Below are 15,305 nucleotides of genomic sequence, written 5' to 3'. Positions count from 1 at the left end.
CCGCCAGCCGCCGGCCGGGTTCCCTACTGCGCCAGCCGCTGGCCGGACCAGGGACCTGCAATGCTCGACGGCGCCGCCAGGCTTCCGCCGGTCAGGTCCCAGTACTGCACTGCGTCCGACGCGCGTCGGAGTGCCAGCCCGGTCGAGTTCAGCCCCGTAACGTCCCGCAGGGTCCTAAGACCCGTGACGTCCTGCCAGCCGGTGGCGATTATCGGCCTCGCCTCCGCCCTCAGCGCGGTGGTTCCCCAGCCGCGGTGCAGCTGCACGGCGCCATCGGACCGCAGGGCAAGGATGTCCTGGAAGCCGTCGGCATCGTAGTCCACCATGGAGAGCCGGTTGGCCGGGACTCCGGTGGAGACCAGTGCCCGGACGGATAGATCACCGGAGCCCTTGTTCGGATACAGATAAAGGTTCCCGGCGGTGTCCAGCGCAAGGAGCTGGGGCATCCGGTTGTTGGCGCACCAGCCGCCTACTGCCAACGTCATAGACTGCCATCCCCCCGCGCCCAGCGTGACGGGAGCCTGGAACCCCCCGGCGGCCATGCCCCGGTGCAGGGTGAGGTTCCCGTTGGTCCATTGGGTCAGCAGGTCGTAGGCGCCGTCGCGGTCCCAGTCGGTCACGAAAACTTCCTTGGCGCCGCCGAAGCCGGAGCCGATCACCTTGGCTGGAGCATAGGAGCGCGCACCCAGGGATGGCCGGTTGAGGAGTTGGCCGGCGGAATCCACCGTGACAAGGTCTCCGGGGCCGCGGATCGCTGCTGCAGTCAGGTCCAGCGTGGGCGGCATGTGCTTGGCCGGGGCGTCGCACATGCTGGGCGGGGGCGCCGGCAAGGCGGCATCGCCGCCAGAGGCGGCGCCGCCCGGCGAATCAACAGTGCCTGCGGGAAGCGTGGTGTAGCCGAAGAAGTTAACGACACCCCAGATCCTGTACGTCCGGTCCGTGTATGAGATCCCCGCGCCCATAACGTTGAAGCGGGGGTCGAGCAGCATGGCGTTGTGGCCGGGGGAGCCTTTCCACCACTCGACCAGGAGTGCGGCGTCGCGGTCTGTGCGGATGGCAATGACTTCACCCGCCCCGTTGTTCGGGTTGAGGGCACGTGGGTCGGTCCAGAAACTGGCCCGGTGCTCAATGACTTCCCGGGAGGCGATGCTGTTGGACCATTCCTGCGCCAGCCCGGCCACGGTTGGGTGGTACTTCACCGGTTTCAGGCCCTTGGACGCCCGGTACTCGTTAATTCTGTTGAATACCGTGAGGATGGCTGCCGCATTGCTGTCCGGGACCAGGGCCTCCGGGGCAGGCGCGGCGGTGGAAGATTCCGGAGTTGCCAGGCGAGGGGCCGAAGGCGAGGCCAGTTCCTCGTCCGGCGCCCACAGCGGCGGGATCCAGGGGACCTCCGTGGCTGGTTCCTCACTGGCAGCAGGGGCTGGGGCAGGTCCGGGTGCTTCGGTGGATGCCTGCGCGGTGCCGGCTTCCGAAACACTCCCCGTGGCGGGGGCAATGCCTGCCGGGGACGCGGGCCGGATATCCGGTTCCACGGCAGGGGTGAGCCGTGACGCGGCTGGACCCTCCCCGGCGGTGGAGGTCCCGGCGTCGTACATTGCGGGCCCGAGCGAGACGCTCAGCGGACCCGAAGCGCTTGCTGACTGGCTGGCCGGCTTCGGCGCGGACAGAGTCCCCGCTGATGAGGAGACCAGCAGCAAGGTGCAGAGCACGCCAACAAAAGATGGCGCCACAAATCTATTCACAACATCCCCAGCTCTGTTGGGCCATCCGGGAGACCATCCGGCGCCTGTGTATCAGAGGCAACAATAGCCCCACCAGGCGCCAGCAACAACGGGAAAATGCAGCTGTGGATAATGCATACGGTAATTTGGGACGGTGCTGATCTCTGACCGTGATATTCGTGCCGAAATAGACTCCCAGCGGATCGTTCTGGAACCGTACGATCCGGCGATGGTGCAGCCATCTTCCGTGGACGTCCGGATCGACAAGTTCTTCCGGCTTTTCGACAACCACAAGTACGCGCACATTGACCCGGCCCAGGAGCAGCCTGAGCTGACGCGGCTCGTGGAAGTGGAAGAGGACGAAGCCTTCATCCTGCACCCCGGGGAGTTCGTCCTGGGCTCCACTTATGAGACTGTCACGCTTCCCGATGACATCGCGGCCCGGCTGGAAGGCAAGTCTTCCCTGGGGCGGCTGGGGCTCCTGACGCACTCCACCGCCGGCTTCATCGACCCGGGCTTTTCGGGGCACGTCACCCTGGAGCTGTCCAACATGGCGACGCTGCCCATCAAGCTGTGGCCGGGCATGAAGATCGGCCAGCTCTGTTTCTTCCGCCTGACATCCTCGGCGGAGTATCCCTATGGCCAGGGCGGGTACGGCAACCGCTACCAGGGCCAGCGCGGGCCTACGGCCAGCCGCAGCCACCTGAACTTCCACCGGACCAGCATTTAGCGGACACCCCGGGACACTAAGCCTTGGCGGCAGCGACGCCTGGTTTTCCGGGGACGGCCTTCGCCAGTGGCTCCACGTAGCGGGCAGCCAGCGGCCCTGCAACTGCCATTATCAGGACGTAGGCCGTGGCCAGTGCCGCGAGTTCACCCGGTACCGCTCCGGACGCCACCGCCAGGCCGGCGATCACGATGGAAAATTCGCCGCGGGCAATGAGGGTGGCTCCCGCCCGGAACCGGCCGGGCCGGGCAATACCAACCTGTTTAGCGGCCCAGATGCCTGTTGCCATTTTGGTGGCCGCCGTAATGACGGCCAGCACCAGGGCCCAGCCCAGCACGGGTGGAATGGATGATGGGTCGGTATTGAGTCCGAACGCGACGAAGAAGATGGCGGCGAACAGGTCGCGGAGCGGTTCAAGGATGCGGGTTGCGTTATGGGCTGTGGCGCCGGAAATGGCGATCCCGAGCATGAAGGCGCCCACCGCTGCGGAGACCTGCATGGCAGAGGCCAAACCGGCCACGAGCAGGGCCGCGCCGAGGACGTTGAGGAGGAAGATCTCCGAGTTCTCGCTGTGGACTGCTTTTGACACGCGGTGACCGTGCCGCAGCGCCACCCACAGGACGAGGCTCACCACGGCCAGCGCAACGCCCACGGTGGTCAGGCCGCCGAGGAAGCTCACCCCGGCAAGGATTGTGGTGAGGATGGGTAGGTAGAGGGCCATCGCCAGGTCCTCGAACACCAGGATGGACAGCACCACAGGGGTTTCCCGGTTGCCCAGGCGGCCGAGGTCGGTGATCACCTTCGCTGCGATTCCCGATGACGAGATGTAAGTGACGCCGCCCATCACCATTGCCCCCACTCCACCCCAGCCAAGGAAAAGGGCCAGGAGGACGCCAGGCAGGAAGTTCAGGACCAGGTCCAGCACGCCGGCCTGCCAAGACCGGCGGAGCCCCGTGAACAGCTCCGCCGCCGTATATTCCAAGCCGAGCATAAGCAGCAGGAGGATTACGCCGATTTCTCCGGCCAGGTGCGAGAACTCCTTGATGCCGTCCAGCTCGACGATGCCTCCTGCACCGAAAGCGAGTCCACCCAGGAGGTAGAGCGGTATGGGTGACATTCCGATCCGTCCGGCCAACCTGGCCAAAAGGCCGAGGCAGAACACAACGGCCCCCAGTTCAATGAGGGTCAGGGCCAACGGGTCCACCGGGCTTATCCGTTGCGCAGGATATCGGCCGCGGTGTCGAGGCCTTCCTGGGTGCCAACGGCGATCAGCAGGTCACCGGTGTGAAGGACGACGTCGGGCCCGGGCGAGGGGAGGACCTCGCCTTCACGCATGATGGCGACGATGGATACGCCGCATCGCGTGCGGATGCATGCCTTTCCCATGGGTTGGTGCTGGAACGGGGAATCCGGAGTGATGGAGAACTGCCGGGTGACGATCCCCGGGACGTCTTTGTGCTCCTCCGTCAGCTTCATGGTCAGATGCTGCCCGCCCAGGAGGTTGCCCAGGGTGGCTGCTTCCTCGCTGTTAAGCGGAATCGAGGCCTGGCAGGTATCGGGATCGTCCCAGGCGGAGATGATGAGCTCCGTCTGGCCCTCCCGCCGCTCCACCACGCCGATCCGGCGGCCGGAGGCTGTCATGAAATCCTTCCGCCGGCCCAGGCCGGGAAGGTTGGTCTCATCCACGTTCATGCTCCCCAGCCTAGTCGCCCGGGACCCGGTTGGCGTGGGACTCACACAAGGCGGGAGTCGCCCAAGTGGTGAGCCTGCCGCACATGCCATATCCCTCGCCCTGACGCTGGGTGGCAGTTGCCACAGCAGCTCCCGCCATGGGCTCCGCTGAACCCTTGGCCAGGTCTGCCAGGGCCTGCTCCGCGGCGTCCACCTGCCTGCGGACAGTGTCCTGCCAGACGTGCTTCCAGCGCTCCACGCGCGGGCGGACCAGGGCTGCCGCCAGGCGGTGGAACTCCTGCAACGCTTCCGTGCCGTCCCTGCCTACTGCTTTATGCAGTTCGGCGTATCCTTCCAATGCAAGGTCCCGGCGTGTCCGGGCGGCAGCGGCCACGCCATGGTCATCCGCGCCGGAGGGGAGGACCGCATGCCGGCCATACTCTTCCGCATCCTCCAGAATTGCCCGCGGAAACGTGAAGACGGCATCACCCGCTTCCGGCAGGCCCGCATTGGACATGATCACGTTGAGCGTGAGCGTGTCTGCATTCACCAGCCGGTGCACAGTACCCGGGCTGAACCAGAGCAGCGAGCCGGCGGCGAGGTCGTGTTCCGCCGCGCCCGCCATTGAGATGGTGTGGACCTGCCCGGTGCCGCCTGTCACGAGGTATGCCTCTGAGGACACGGTGTGCAGGTGGGGCGACCCCCCGCAGAGCCCGTCTGAGGCCTCCCAGTCATACACCCGAAGGCTGCTGACGGCGGTCCCGCCAGGAAACCCGGGAACGCCGGCGGCGGCATTCACTGCTGTGACCGCCGCGGAAGGCCGGCAAGCAGTTCCCGGGCCGTCGTCGCCAGTGATTCGGAACGGGCGGCGTCGGACTGGCCGTCGGCGATTACTACGCCGAACCGGTAGCGCAGCGTAGCGCCCGCCTCAAACAGGACTTCTTCGCTGAAGAAGGGGGCGGGCCCCATGCATGCGAACGGCTCCGAGCGGGCGAACCATTCGGGCTCGGGGTGCTCGCTGGCGGGATCGTCAACCATGACCAGAGTGGAGAAACTGCAGGTTTCGTCGTGCTGGCCAACGAAGGACAGCCAGGGTGCCCGCTGGCCGCGCAGCTCTTCGCCGCCGGCGCCGCCCGGACCGATGATGGCTCCGCCGGTGAAGGACCGCGGCCCGCGCCAGAAGAGGCCCCCGTAGCCTGCATTTTCACGGCCCTCGGTGGTGGGCGAGCCGATGTGGATGGCTTCGCCGGACACGTTGGTCATGGCAGTTTCAAAGAGCAGGGTGTAGCTGCTGTCCGTGCCGGGCACAACCTGGAAGGAACGCTCCTCCTCAACCACCAGGGAGCCCTGCTGCGTGACCCACTGCAGCGCGTGGGCAAAACGGAACCTGCCGCCGTCGTCCGCTGACTGGCGGAGTTCCCGGTGCCGCATGGCGCCGTTGTTCGGCAGCCACTGGTAGTCCTGCCCACGCCGGTAGCTTGGTCCGCCCCAGAAGTTGTCCGGGCCAAGGTGCGGCAGGGACCAGGCGATGCCCTTGTGCCACACATGGTCGTGGGGACGGTAGGCGGTGACCAGGTCTCCGGTCCTGGTCCTGATGGGATGGAAATACGGCCGCGGCGACTCCTCCTGGGGGTCGTCCGCCGCGTAGGTATAGGTGAGGACGGGGACGCCGTCCAGCGAAACAGCAACGGCTGTGCCGTCGTCCGTCCAGCTGAACGGGCTTCCGGTGGTGGAGGCGGAGGCGGCTGGGGAGGTGGTGCTCATGCGTTGCTCTTTTCGAGTTTCCAGGGTTCCAGCCGGCCGTCGGCTCGGTCAAAGAACGGGTTTCCGTCGGTGATGTCGCCGCGGCGCACGGTCTTGCCCGTGATGGCCGAGGCGTAGATGGCGGCTGCCAGCTCCATGGTGGGATAGGCCTCGGCCAAGGTGACCGGCGGAACCGTTCCGGCGCTGATGGCCTCCACGATGTGCGCGTACTGGGCGGGGTGGCCGCTGGGGATCACGCCGGAACCGTCAGCCCATTGGGCTGCCAAGTGCTCCTGGCCCGGAGCCGGGGTGAAGCGCCAGTGTGAGTCGTCGTAACCGTAGAGGTGCTCGAGCTCCACGGTGGCGTTTTCGTAGTCAAACCGGAGCTCAGAGGTTTCCCGCGGTGAGATGACCGAGTTGATAACCGTACTCAGGGCGCCGGATTCGAACCGGACGATGGCCGTGGAGACGTCTTCGGTTTCCGTGCGCCGTGCCAGGCGTCCCGCGAACGCGGTGACTTCCTGCCACGGGCCCCAAAGGTGGAGCAGCATGTCGAACTGGTGGATGCCGTGACCCATCGTGGGTCCGCCGCCTTCAACATCCCATTGGCCTCGCCACGGAACGTCGAAGTACTCCTGGTTGCGGAACCACAGCGTGTTGCAGAACCCGGTGAGCGGGTTTCCGAGGGTCCCTGATTCCTGCAGTGCGGCGAGTTTGCGGGCACCCGTGCCAAAGCGGTGCTGGAAAATGCAGCTGACATGCTTGCCCGATGCACGTTCCGCGTCCTGCAGCTCACGCATTTGCCGCAGCGACAGGGCCGGCGGCTTTTCCAGGACCACGTTCAGGCCAAGTGTGAGTGCCTCCAGGGCGAGGGTAGCGTGCGACGACGGCGGTGTGCAGACGGCGACCAGGTCCAGTCCGGCTTCGGCTGCGGCCCCCAGGGTAGGGGCAGTCCGGGCGACGCCCATCTCCGCCGCAAACGTGGCCGCACGGTCGGGGTCGATGTCTACGGCGACTGCAAGGTCGGCGCCGGCCAGCTTGAGGGCCTCGGCATGGGCATGTGCTATCCCGCCGGTGCCGATAATCCCTGCCCGGGGGCGCAATTGCGTGCTTTCCATTGGCAGTGCTCCTTCGTCATTGAAAGCATTCAAATCAATCTCAACCAATTATGTGATCGATAACAAAACTAGTCAATGCCCTCGCAGCGCAGGATCCGCGCCAAGGCTACAGACGAGGCGCTCCCGAAGGGCGCTCCCCTGGCGTTACGGGGCTGTCATGCGGTGGGAACGACGGCGATGGGCGCCTTGTCCGGCGACTTCACGGGGAGCAGGACCAGGAGGCCGGCGAGGAGCACCACCATGATGCCGAGGATTCCCCAGCGCTGGGCCTCGCCGGGGGCAACCAGCGGCGTGGCCAAGGCGATGGAGAGGGTGAAGAGGGCCGGTGCGAGGAAACTGACGGCCCGGCCGGTGGTGGCGTAAAGGCCAAAGAGTTCGCCCGATTCGCCGTGCGGAGCAAGGCGGGCCAGGTAAGCGCGGGAAGACGATTGGGCTGGCCCCACGAACAGGCAGAGGAACAGGCCGAACACCCAGAAGGTGGTGCTGCCGGCCCAGGCCATGCCGAAAAAGACGTAGTCGCCGTTGCCGAGGACCAGGATGACCATGCCGGCGATCAGCAGGCCCACCAGGGATCCGATGATCACCGCCTTGGGACCCACCCTGTCATCCAGGAACCCGCCGATCATGGCGCCAACGGCCGCCACCACGTTTCCGAAGATGGCAAAGAAGATGACCTCGGACAGTTCAAAGCCGAAGGTGCCGGCGGCGATGATCCCGCCGAACGTGAAGACGGCGGCCAGCCCGTCGCGGAACACGGCACTGGCCAACAGGAAGTAGATGGTGTGGGGGCTGGTGGCGTAGATGGCCTTGATCCGCCGGATCAGCAGTCCGTAGCTGGCCAGGAAGCCGAGCCGCGTGGCCTGGGTGGTTCTCGGCAGTTCGGGGACCGCAAACAGCACCGGCAGTGCGAAGACGAAGAACCACAGGGCCGAGAACACAGCAACCAGCCGGATGTTCAGGCTCTCCTCGGTGGAGGCACCGGCCCATTCGAAGCTGGGCTGCACGAACAACTGCAGGACGATCAGCAGCGCTACGATGCCGCCCAGGTACCCTGCGCCCCAGCCGAACCCGCTGACCTTGCCGATGTTCCGGGGAGTGGAGATCTGGGCGAGCATGGCGTTGTAGTTGACTCCGGCGAATTCGAAGAAGACGTTGCCCAGGGCGATCAGGGACACTCCGAGGAGCAGGAATTCGGGCCGCGGAAACACAAAAAAGCACAGGGCGGTAAGGACGGCGACGGCGGCCGTGTTGATTCCCAGCCACAGCTTCCGCCGTCCGCCGGCATCCGAGCGCTGGCCGGTCACCGGGGCCAACAGCGCTATGGCGAACCCGGCAACCGCCAAGGCGCCGCCCAGGACTGCCGAGGCCTGGTCCTTACCGCCAAAGGCGTTGGATGTCAGGTAGACGGTGAAAACGAACGTTGTCATCACGGCGTTGAAAGCGGCGGAGCCCCAGTCCCAGGAAGCCCAGGCCACGATCCGGCCCTTGCTTGATGGCAGCTGGCCGGATTCGAGTTCGGAAGCCGGCTGCATGGCTCCCTGGGCGCTGGCGCTGTTCATAGGTGCATCGTATCCGCCGGTGGCGAACAGGAAAGGACATTGTCCCCGGGGCGCCCGGGGAGAGCGGCGGCGACAGCTCCGGAAGGTGCGCAACGGTTAAAGACACTTGATAAACTGTGGGCTCCCGAACCCAACTTTTTGCCGCCTGCTCCAACTTTTGACAATCGAATTCCTGACGTTGCGGAGATACCAGTGATCCCAGTCCTTGCCGTGCACTTTACGGTGGCTGTGCTGGCGCCCTTCCTGTTCAGGACCTGGGGCCGCAACGCGTTCTACGCGCTGGCAGCAGTTCCCGCCGCCTCCTTTGCCTGGCTCCTGTTCCAGCACGCCCCGGTCTACTCGGGATCCGGGGCAGTCGCGGAGGTCATTCACTGGGTTCCCGGCCTCCGCCTGGAGTTCGCCTTCCGACTGGATGCCCTGGCGTGGGTGATGTCCCTGCTGGTGCTGGGCGTCGGCTCCCTGGTGCTGATCTATTGTGCGCGGTACTTCAAGCGGACTGACCAGGACCTGGGCGGTTTTGGAGCGCAGCTCCTGGCCTTCGCCGGGGCAATGTTCGGCCTGGTAGTTGCTGATGACCTGCTGCTCCTGTTCATCTTCTGGGAACTGACCACCATCCTGTCCTACCTGTTGATTGGTTTCGCCCGGACCAGGCTGGCAGCACGGCGCTCGGCGCTGCAGGCGCTGATGGTCACCACGGCCGGCGGCCTGGCCATGCTCGTGGGCCTGATCATGCTGGGCCACACCGCCGGCACCTACCGCATATCCAGCATCCTGGAGCAGGCACCGGCGCTGGCCAGCGGCGCGTCCGGCGCCATGGTGAGTGCCGCCGTCGTACTCATCCTGGCCGGCGCCATCACCAAATCCGCGCTGGTCCCGTTCCACTTCTGGTTGCCTGGCGCCATGGCCGCGCCCACCCCGGTCAGCGCGTACCTGCATGCCGCGGCGATGGTCAAGGCCGGCATCTACCTGGTGGCCCGGCTGGCTCCCGGCTTTTCCGAGACGGCGTACTGGCAGCCTGTTGTGCTGGGCCTGGGGCTGGCAACCATGCTGGTGGGCGGCTACCGGGCGCTGCGGCAGACGGATATCAAGCTCATCCTCGCCTACGGCACCGTGAGCCAGCTCGGTTTCCTCACCATGGTGGTAGGGCTCGGCACGCCGGACGCCGCCCTGGCCGGCCTCGCGATGCTGCTGGCGCACGGGCTGTTCAAAGCCACGCTGTTCCTGGTAGTGGGCATCATCGACCACCAGTCCGGAACCCGTGATGTCCGGAAGCTTTCCGGCGTCTTCAGCTCGGCACGCGCCCTTGGCATCGTGGCCGGCGTTGGCGCCGCGTCCATGGCCGGGGTTCCGCTGCTGGCCGGCTTCGTGGCCAAGGAATCCGTACTGGAAGCCTTCGTGCACCATGCCGCGGATCCCGCAGCCGGGCCTTGGGGAATGGTCATCCTGGCCGGGTTGGTCCTCGGATCAGTCCTGACGTTCGCCTACAGTGCGCGCTTTATGTGGGGAGCCTTCGCCACCAAGCCAGGCGTGGAGCAGACCCCCTTCAAGGCCATCAAGCCCTCCTTCCTGGCTGCCCCGGCCATCCTCAGCCTGCTCACCGTCGCCTACGGAATCTGGCCCGTCGCAGTGGATGCCTGGATCCAGCCGTACGCGGCGCTGTTCGCCTCCACCGCGTCCGACGCCGGCACTCCGGGTGAGCAGGCCGGCCACCTTGCCCTGTGGCATGGCTTCACCCCGGCCCTGGGCCTGACAGCGCTCACGTTCGCCTTGGGTGCGGCCATGTACTTCGCCCGCAACGGAGTGGCCCGGCTGCAGGCCCTGGTGCCGGACTGGCTGGACGCCGATCGCGCCTACCAGCTGACCATCGGTGCGCTCGACGACGTTGCCGTATGGGTCACCGGCCGTACCCAGCGCGGTTCCCTGTACTACTACCTGGCCGTCATCCTCAGCGTGGCGTTCGTGCTGCCCCTGGCCGCCATGCTGGCGGCCGGCCAGCCGCTGCCGGAGGGCATCTACCTGGTGGACCCGGGCTCGCCGCTTCAGCTCGTGGTGGGGGCCGGCATCGTGATAGGCGCCCTGGCCGCGGTCAAGGCGAACAAGCGCTTCCTGGCGGTCCTGATGGTGGCGGTAAGCGGCTACGGAATTGCGCTGATGTTCGCGCTGCAGGGCGCCCCGGACCTGGCCCTGACGCAGATGCTGGTGGAAACCATCATCCTGGTGGCGTTCGTCCTGGCGATGCGCAGCCTGCCGCCCGAACTCCGGGACCGGACCGGCGGAAAGTACCGGGTTGTCCGCGTCATCATCGGGCTCGCATTCGGTACCACCATGGTCTTCGCCGCGATCTTCGCCATGGGTGCACGGACTGCAATGCCCGTTTCGCTGGAATTCCCTCAGCTGGCCTACGAAGGTGGCGGCGGACTGAATATCGTCAACGTGACCCTTGTGGACATCCGCGCCTGGGACACCTTCGGCGAAATTACCGTGCTGGCGCTCGCCGCCACGGGTGTGGCAAGCCTGATCTTCATCCGCGGCCGCGGCGACCGGATCCAGACCTCCGTCAACATTGCCGAGGGCACCGTGGGCCGCCTCCACGGCGTTGACCCGGGTTCCCGCGACGGCGCAGCTTTGGCCATCAGCCGGAGGTTCGCGGCGTCCGCACGTGATGCATGGCTGGTGGCAGGCCGGACCCTGGCACCTGAACGCCGCTCCATCATTTTCGAAGTGGTCACCCGCCTGATTTTCCACTCCCTGCTGATCTTCTCCCTGTACCTGTTGCTTGCCGGGCACAACCTTCCGGGCGGCGGCTTCGCCGGCGGCCTGACAGCCGGCCTGGCCCTCACCATCCGATACCTGGCCGGCGGCCGGTTTGAACTGCGCGAGGCAACTCCCGTCAGTGCGGGGGCCCTGCTGGGTATCGGCCTGGCAGTGGCGGCTGCCTCGGGTGCGGTGCCGCTGCTGCTGGGCGGACAGGTCTTCCAGACGGCCATCATTGAGATTTGGCTGCCCGTCTTCGGCGACATCAAGTTCGTTACCTCCACTATCTTCGATATTGGCGTCTACATCGTGGTGGTGGGCCTGGTGCTGGATGTGCTGCGGAGCCTCGGTGCCGAGATCGATGAGCACTTCGAGGAACGCGCAACAGCCCCCGCAGAAGACCAGGAGCCGGAAGGCCTCTCAACAGAAGCCACCGCAGAAGCCACCGCAGGGGGCAAAGCATGAGTATCAACCTGACCCTGCTGATCGTCATGGGTGCCCTGTACGCGTGCGGGATCTACCTGATCCTGGAACGCAGCCTCACCCGCGTACTGCTGGGGTTGATGCTCCTGGCCAACGCTACCAACCTGCTGCTCCTGGCCACCGGCGGGTATGCCGGCCTTGCTCCGCTGTACTCCAAGGATGTAGCGGCCGGGGACTATAGCGACCCCCTGCCCCAGGCCCTGATCCTGACGTCCATCGTCATCTCCTTTGCCGTGACGGCCTTTATGCTCGGCATCATCTACCGCACCTGGGTGCTGGCTCGCCGCGACGAAATCCAGGATGACCTGGAAGACCTCCGCGTCGCCGAAACCCCGAGCTTCGATGCCGAGGACGACGCCGAGATCCCCGCCGAAACCTCCGAGTTCCCACTCACCATGCTGGGTGGCGATGGCCGTGACATCTCCGACCGGGGCCCTGCGCAGGCAGGGGCTGCCGCCACTGCAACCCTCGTGGCCGGCGGCCGCGAGATGCCTGCCGAAAAGGCCGCCGCGGAAGAAAAGCCAGGCTCCACAAACGTCACCCCCGGCCCGGAAGGAGGCGGTAAGTGAACATCGCAAGCTTTGCCCCGCTCGCCGTCGTACTTCCCATCCTGGGCGCTGCCCTGACCTTCATGCTGATCCGGCATTCCCGGGCGCAGCGGGTAGTCAGCATCGCCCTGTTGTCCCTGACCCTGCTGCTCGAATGCCTGCTGCTGGCCCACGTATGGAACGCCGGCACCGTGGCGGTGACCCTCGGCGGGTGGCTGCCGCCCTGGGGCATCGTCATGGTGGTGGACCAGTTCTCCTCGCTGATGCTGGTCGTCTCGTCCGCGGTGAGCCTGGCCGTGCTGGTGTACGCCACCGGACAGGGCATGGCCGATGGCGACCACGACGCACCGGTCTCGATCTTTCACCCCACCTACCTGATCCTGGTGGCCGGGGTCTCCAACGCCTTCCTCTCCGGTGACCTCTTCAACCTTTACGTGGGCTTCGAGATCCTGCTGACCGCTAGCTATGTGCTGATGACACTGGGCGGTACCGGTCCCAGGATCCGGGCGGGAGTCACGTACGTGGTGGTGTCCGTGGTGTCCTCGGTGCTGTTCCTGATTGCCATTGCCATGATCTACGGCGCCACCGGCACCGTGAACATGGCAGACCTTGCCATCAAGCTGGGCGAATTGGACCAGGGCACCAAAACCCTCCTGCACGTGATGCTGCTGGTGGCGTTCGGCATCAAGGCGGCGGTCTTTCCGCTGTCCTTCTGGCTCCCGGACTCCTATCCCACGGCGCCGGCTCCGGTTACCGCGGTGTTCGCCGGGCTGCTGACGAAAGTGGGCGTCTATGCCATCGTCCGCACGGAAACCCTGCTGTTCCCCGGAGACACGCTCAACACACCACTGATGGTGGCCGCGCTACTGACCATGGTGGTGGGAATCCTGGGCGCCCTGGCGCAGAGCGACATCAAGCGCCTGCTGTCCTTCACCCTGGTCAGCCACATTGGCTACATGGTGTTCGGGCTCGCGATGTCCTCGGTGGCAGGGCTTGGTGCAGCCGTGTTCTACGTGGCCCACCACATCACTATCCAGACAAGCCTCTTCCTGGTGACAGGCTTGATCGAACGCCGCGGCGGCAGTTCGTCTGTGGACCGCCTGGGCGGCCTGGCCAAGCTCTCGCCCCTCCTGGCGCTGCTGTTCTTCATCCCCGGCATGAACCTGGCAGGCATCCCGCCCTTCTCCGGATTCCTGGGGAAGGTGGGCCTGATGCAGGCCGGCATAGAGTTGGGGACCCCCCTGGCCTATGCCTTGGTGATCGGAGGGGTCCTCACCAGCCTGCTGACGCTGCTGGCGGTGGCCAGGGTCTGGAACCGGGCGTTCTGGCGCCGGCCCACCGACGCCGAACATCCGGACCCGGTGCTGCTTTTGGCTGCGGAAGAAGCAGGCAAGGCCGAGGACAGGGGCCCCCGCACCGGCACAATGGTGTCCACCCTTCCCGGCACGTCACGCAGCACCAGCGCTTCACGCGCAGTTCTACTGCCCAGGACCATGGTTGGCTCCACCTTGGGCCTGGTGGTACTGGGCGTGTCCCTCACGGTTTTCGCCGGGCCCCTGTTCGGGCTGTCCGACCGGGCGGCGGAGGACATGCTTGACCGCTCCCCGTACATTCAGGCCGTTATGGGCGAGGACACCGTTGTCCCGCCGGTCCATACATCGGGGGGAGGACGATGAGCCGCCAGCGTGTTTCCCTGCGCCAGGAACTGCCGCTCCTGGTATGGCTGGTGATCGTCTGGGGCGCCCTTTGGCAGGACTTCAGGCCCGGCAACCTGCTGTTTGGGGCGTTGCTGGCAGTAGCAGTAGCCAGGCTGTTCTACCTTCCGCCGGTGGAACTCAGCGGCCGCTTCAACATCCTGTATGCCGTCCCGTTCGCCCTGGTCTTCCTGGCAAAGGTGGTGGTGGCCAGCGTCCAGATCCTGTACCTGGCCGTAACAAGGGGGCCCGAGGTGACCAACGCGGTGGTCGCGGTAACTTTGCGAAGCCACCAGGACCTGCTGGTCACAGCCACCGGGCACGTCATTTCCCTGATTCCGGGATCCCTGGTGGTGGAGGTGGACCGCTCGACCTCCACCCTGTACCTGCACGCCCTCAACATCAGCTCCCCTCAGGAAGTGGAGAACCTGCGCAATGAGGTGCGGTCCATCGAAGCCGGGCTTATCCGGATCATGGGCACCCCGGAAGAGCTGGAAGCTGTCCGAAGGGAGGCAGCCGCATGATGCAGGCCGTCCTGGCCGTTACGGCCGTTATCTTCTCGCTCGCCGCCGCTGGTGCCATCATCCGCATCGCCCGCGGCCCGTCGCTGCTGGACCGGGTGCTCGCGTCCGACGTGCTGCTCGGAATCCTGGGAGGCGCGCTGTGCGTCGACATGGCCGTGAACCGGCACCTGAACAACCTCATGCTGGTGGTGGGCATTTCTGTCATTGGATTTATCGGTTCCGTGACGGTGGCCCGGTTCGTGGCAGACCGGAGGGAACAGCCCAATGAGCCCTAATTTCCTGAGCGTGGACGGTTGGATCGATGTGGTGTCCGCCATTTTTATGGTGGTGGGTGCCTCCATGTCCCTGGGCGCTGCCATCGGCCTGCTGCGCTTTCCGGACCTGCTGAGCCGGATGCATGCCGCCACCAAGCCGCAGGTGCTTGGCCTGTTCCTGCTGTTGGCATCCATCGGCCTGCAGATGCGCAGCTGGTGGGTGTGGCCGGTGCTGCTGGTGGCCTGGATTTTCCAGCTCCTCACGGCGCCCGTTTCAGCGCACATGGTGGGCAGGGCCGGCTACCGTACCAAGCACCTGCACCGGGAATTGCTCACCTCGGATGACCTTGAGGCGGTGGTTCAGAAAGCCGCAGGCCAGACGGCCGCAATCCAGGAGGCCGCAGTCCAGGAGGCCGCCGAAAAAGCCGCCCGGGAGGACGGCTTCGGCGACGGCTCAGGGCGCTAAAGCCAGGCGGTTTCCTGGTCTTTAAGGAACGTTCCGGCGC

At 65.9% G+C, this 15,305-nt stretch carries 14 protein-coding genes; 7 read left to right on the top strand and 7 right to left on the bottom strand.

Annotated elements, in window-relative coordinates; translation table 11 throughout:
- Positions 1-23 precede the first annotated feature (23 nt).
- Positions 24-1,733: a CAP domain-containing protein gene (locus tag NXY83_RS19580; RefSeq protein ID WP_309484105.1), complete on the bottom strand. Its 1,710-nt coding sequence runs from the start codon at positions 1,731-1,733 to the stop codon at positions 24-26.
- A gap of 145 nt (positions 1,734-1,878) precedes the next feature.
- On the opposite strand from NXY83_RS19580, the gene dcd reads away from it, so the two are divergent.
- Entirely contained in the window at positions 1,879-2,454 is a 576-nt protein-coding gene (dcd, locus tag NXY83_RS19575) for a dCTP deaminase (protein WP_258803862.1), read from the top strand.
- 16 nt (positions 2,455-2,470) lie between these two features.
- Here dcd and NXY83_RS19570 read toward each other — a convergent pair whose 3' ends face one another.
- The 6 genes from NXY83_RS19570 to NXY83_RS19545 all read right to left on the bottom strand — a co-directional run bounded on the left by NXY83_RS19570 (position 2,471) and on the right by NXY83_RS19545 (position 8,542).
- Positions 2,471-3,655, bottom strand: a complete 1,185-nt coding sequence (locus NXY83_RS19570) for a cation:proton antiporter (RefSeq protein WP_258803861.1) — start codon at positions 3,653-3,655, stop codon at positions 2,471-2,473.
- A gap of 5 nt (positions 3,656-3,660) precedes the next feature.
- The gene (locus tag NXY83_RS19565) at positions 3,661-4,143 is read right to left on the bottom strand and encodes a cation:proton antiporter regulatory subunit (protein ID WP_258803860.1); all 483 of its coding nucleotides are present in this window, start codon (positions 4,141-4,143) and stop codon (positions 3,661-3,663) included.
- Positions 4,144-4,153: 10 nt separating this feature from the next.
- A complete protein-coding gene (locus NXY83_RS19560) occupies positions 4,154-4,783 on the bottom strand; it encodes a cupin (RefSeq protein WP_258803859.1) in 630 nt (209 codons plus the stop codon).
- Between the two features lie 134 nt (positions 4,784-4,917).
- Positions 4,918-5,886 (bottom strand): PmoA family protein, encoded by a 969-nt coding sequence (locus NXY83_RS19555; RefSeq protein WP_258803858.1) that lies wholly within the window; start codon positions 5,884-5,886, stop codon positions 4,918-4,920.
- A complete protein-coding gene (locus NXY83_RS19550) occupies positions 5,883-6,983 on the bottom strand; it encodes a Gfo/Idh/MocA family protein (protein WP_258803857.1) in 1,101 nt (366 codons plus the stop codon). Before NXY83_RS19550 ends, NXY83_RS19555 begins: the two co-directional genes overlap by 4 nt.
- A 155-nt stretch (positions 6,984-7,138) precedes the next feature.
- A complete protein-coding gene (locus tag NXY83_RS19545; RefSeq protein WP_258803856.1) occupies positions 7,139-8,542 on the bottom strand; it encodes an MFS transporter in 1,404 nt (467 codons plus the stop codon).
- Positions 8,543-8,734: 192 nt separating this feature from the next.
- Between NXY83_RS19545 and NXY83_RS19540 the strand changes: the two genes are divergently transcribed.
- The 6 genes from NXY83_RS19540 to mnhG are packed head-to-tail and all read left to right on the top strand — an operon-like array spanning position 8,735 to position 15,265.
- A complete protein-coding gene (locus tag NXY83_RS19540; RefSeq protein ID WP_258803855.1) occupies positions 8,735-11,761 on the top strand; it encodes a Na+/H+ antiporter subunit A in 3,027 nt (1,008 codons plus the stop codon).
- The gene (locus NXY83_RS19535) at positions 11,758-12,348 is read left to right on the top strand and encodes a Na(+)/H(+) antiporter subunit C (RefSeq protein WP_258803854.1); all 591 of its coding nucleotides are present in this window, start codon (positions 11,758-11,760) and stop codon (positions 12,346-12,348) included. The genes NXY83_RS19540 and NXY83_RS19535 overlap by 4 nt, the downstream gene beginning before the upstream one ends.
- Entirely contained in the window at positions 12,345-14,003 is a 1,659-nt protein-coding gene (locus NXY83_RS19530; RefSeq protein ID WP_258803853.1) for a Na+/H+ antiporter subunit D, read from the top strand. Before NXY83_RS19535 ends, NXY83_RS19530 begins: the two co-directional genes overlap by 4 nt.
- Complete coding sequence (locus NXY83_RS19525; protein WP_258803852.1) at positions 14,000-14,545, top strand: Na+/H+ antiporter subunit E; 546 nt, start codon at positions 14,000-14,002, stop codon at positions 14,543-14,545. The genes NXY83_RS19530 and NXY83_RS19525 overlap by 4 nt, the downstream gene beginning before the upstream one ends.
- On the top strand, positions 14,542-14,820 hold the full coding sequence (locus NXY83_RS19520; protein WP_258803851.1) for a monovalent cation/H+ antiporter complex subunit F: 279 nt from the start codon (positions 14,542-14,544) through the stop codon (positions 14,818-14,820). Before NXY83_RS19525 ends, NXY83_RS19520 begins: the two co-directional genes overlap by 4 nt.
- Positions 14,810-15,265, top strand: coding sequence for a monovalent cation/H(+) antiporter subunit G (gene mnhG, locus NXY83_RS19515; protein WP_258803850.1), 456 nt, complete (start codon positions 14,810-14,812; stop codon positions 15,263-15,265). The genes NXY83_RS19520 and mnhG overlap by 11 nt, the downstream gene beginning before the upstream one ends.
- Positions 15,266-15,305 lie beyond the last annotated feature (40 nt).

The sequence above is a fragment of the Pseudarthrobacter sp. NS4 genome, from assembly GCF_024758005.1.
Taxonomy (GTDB): Bacteria; Actinomycetota; Actinomycetes; order Actinomycetales; family Micrococcaceae; genus Arthrobacter.
This window is presented reverse-complemented; position numbering and strand designations above follow the sequence as displayed.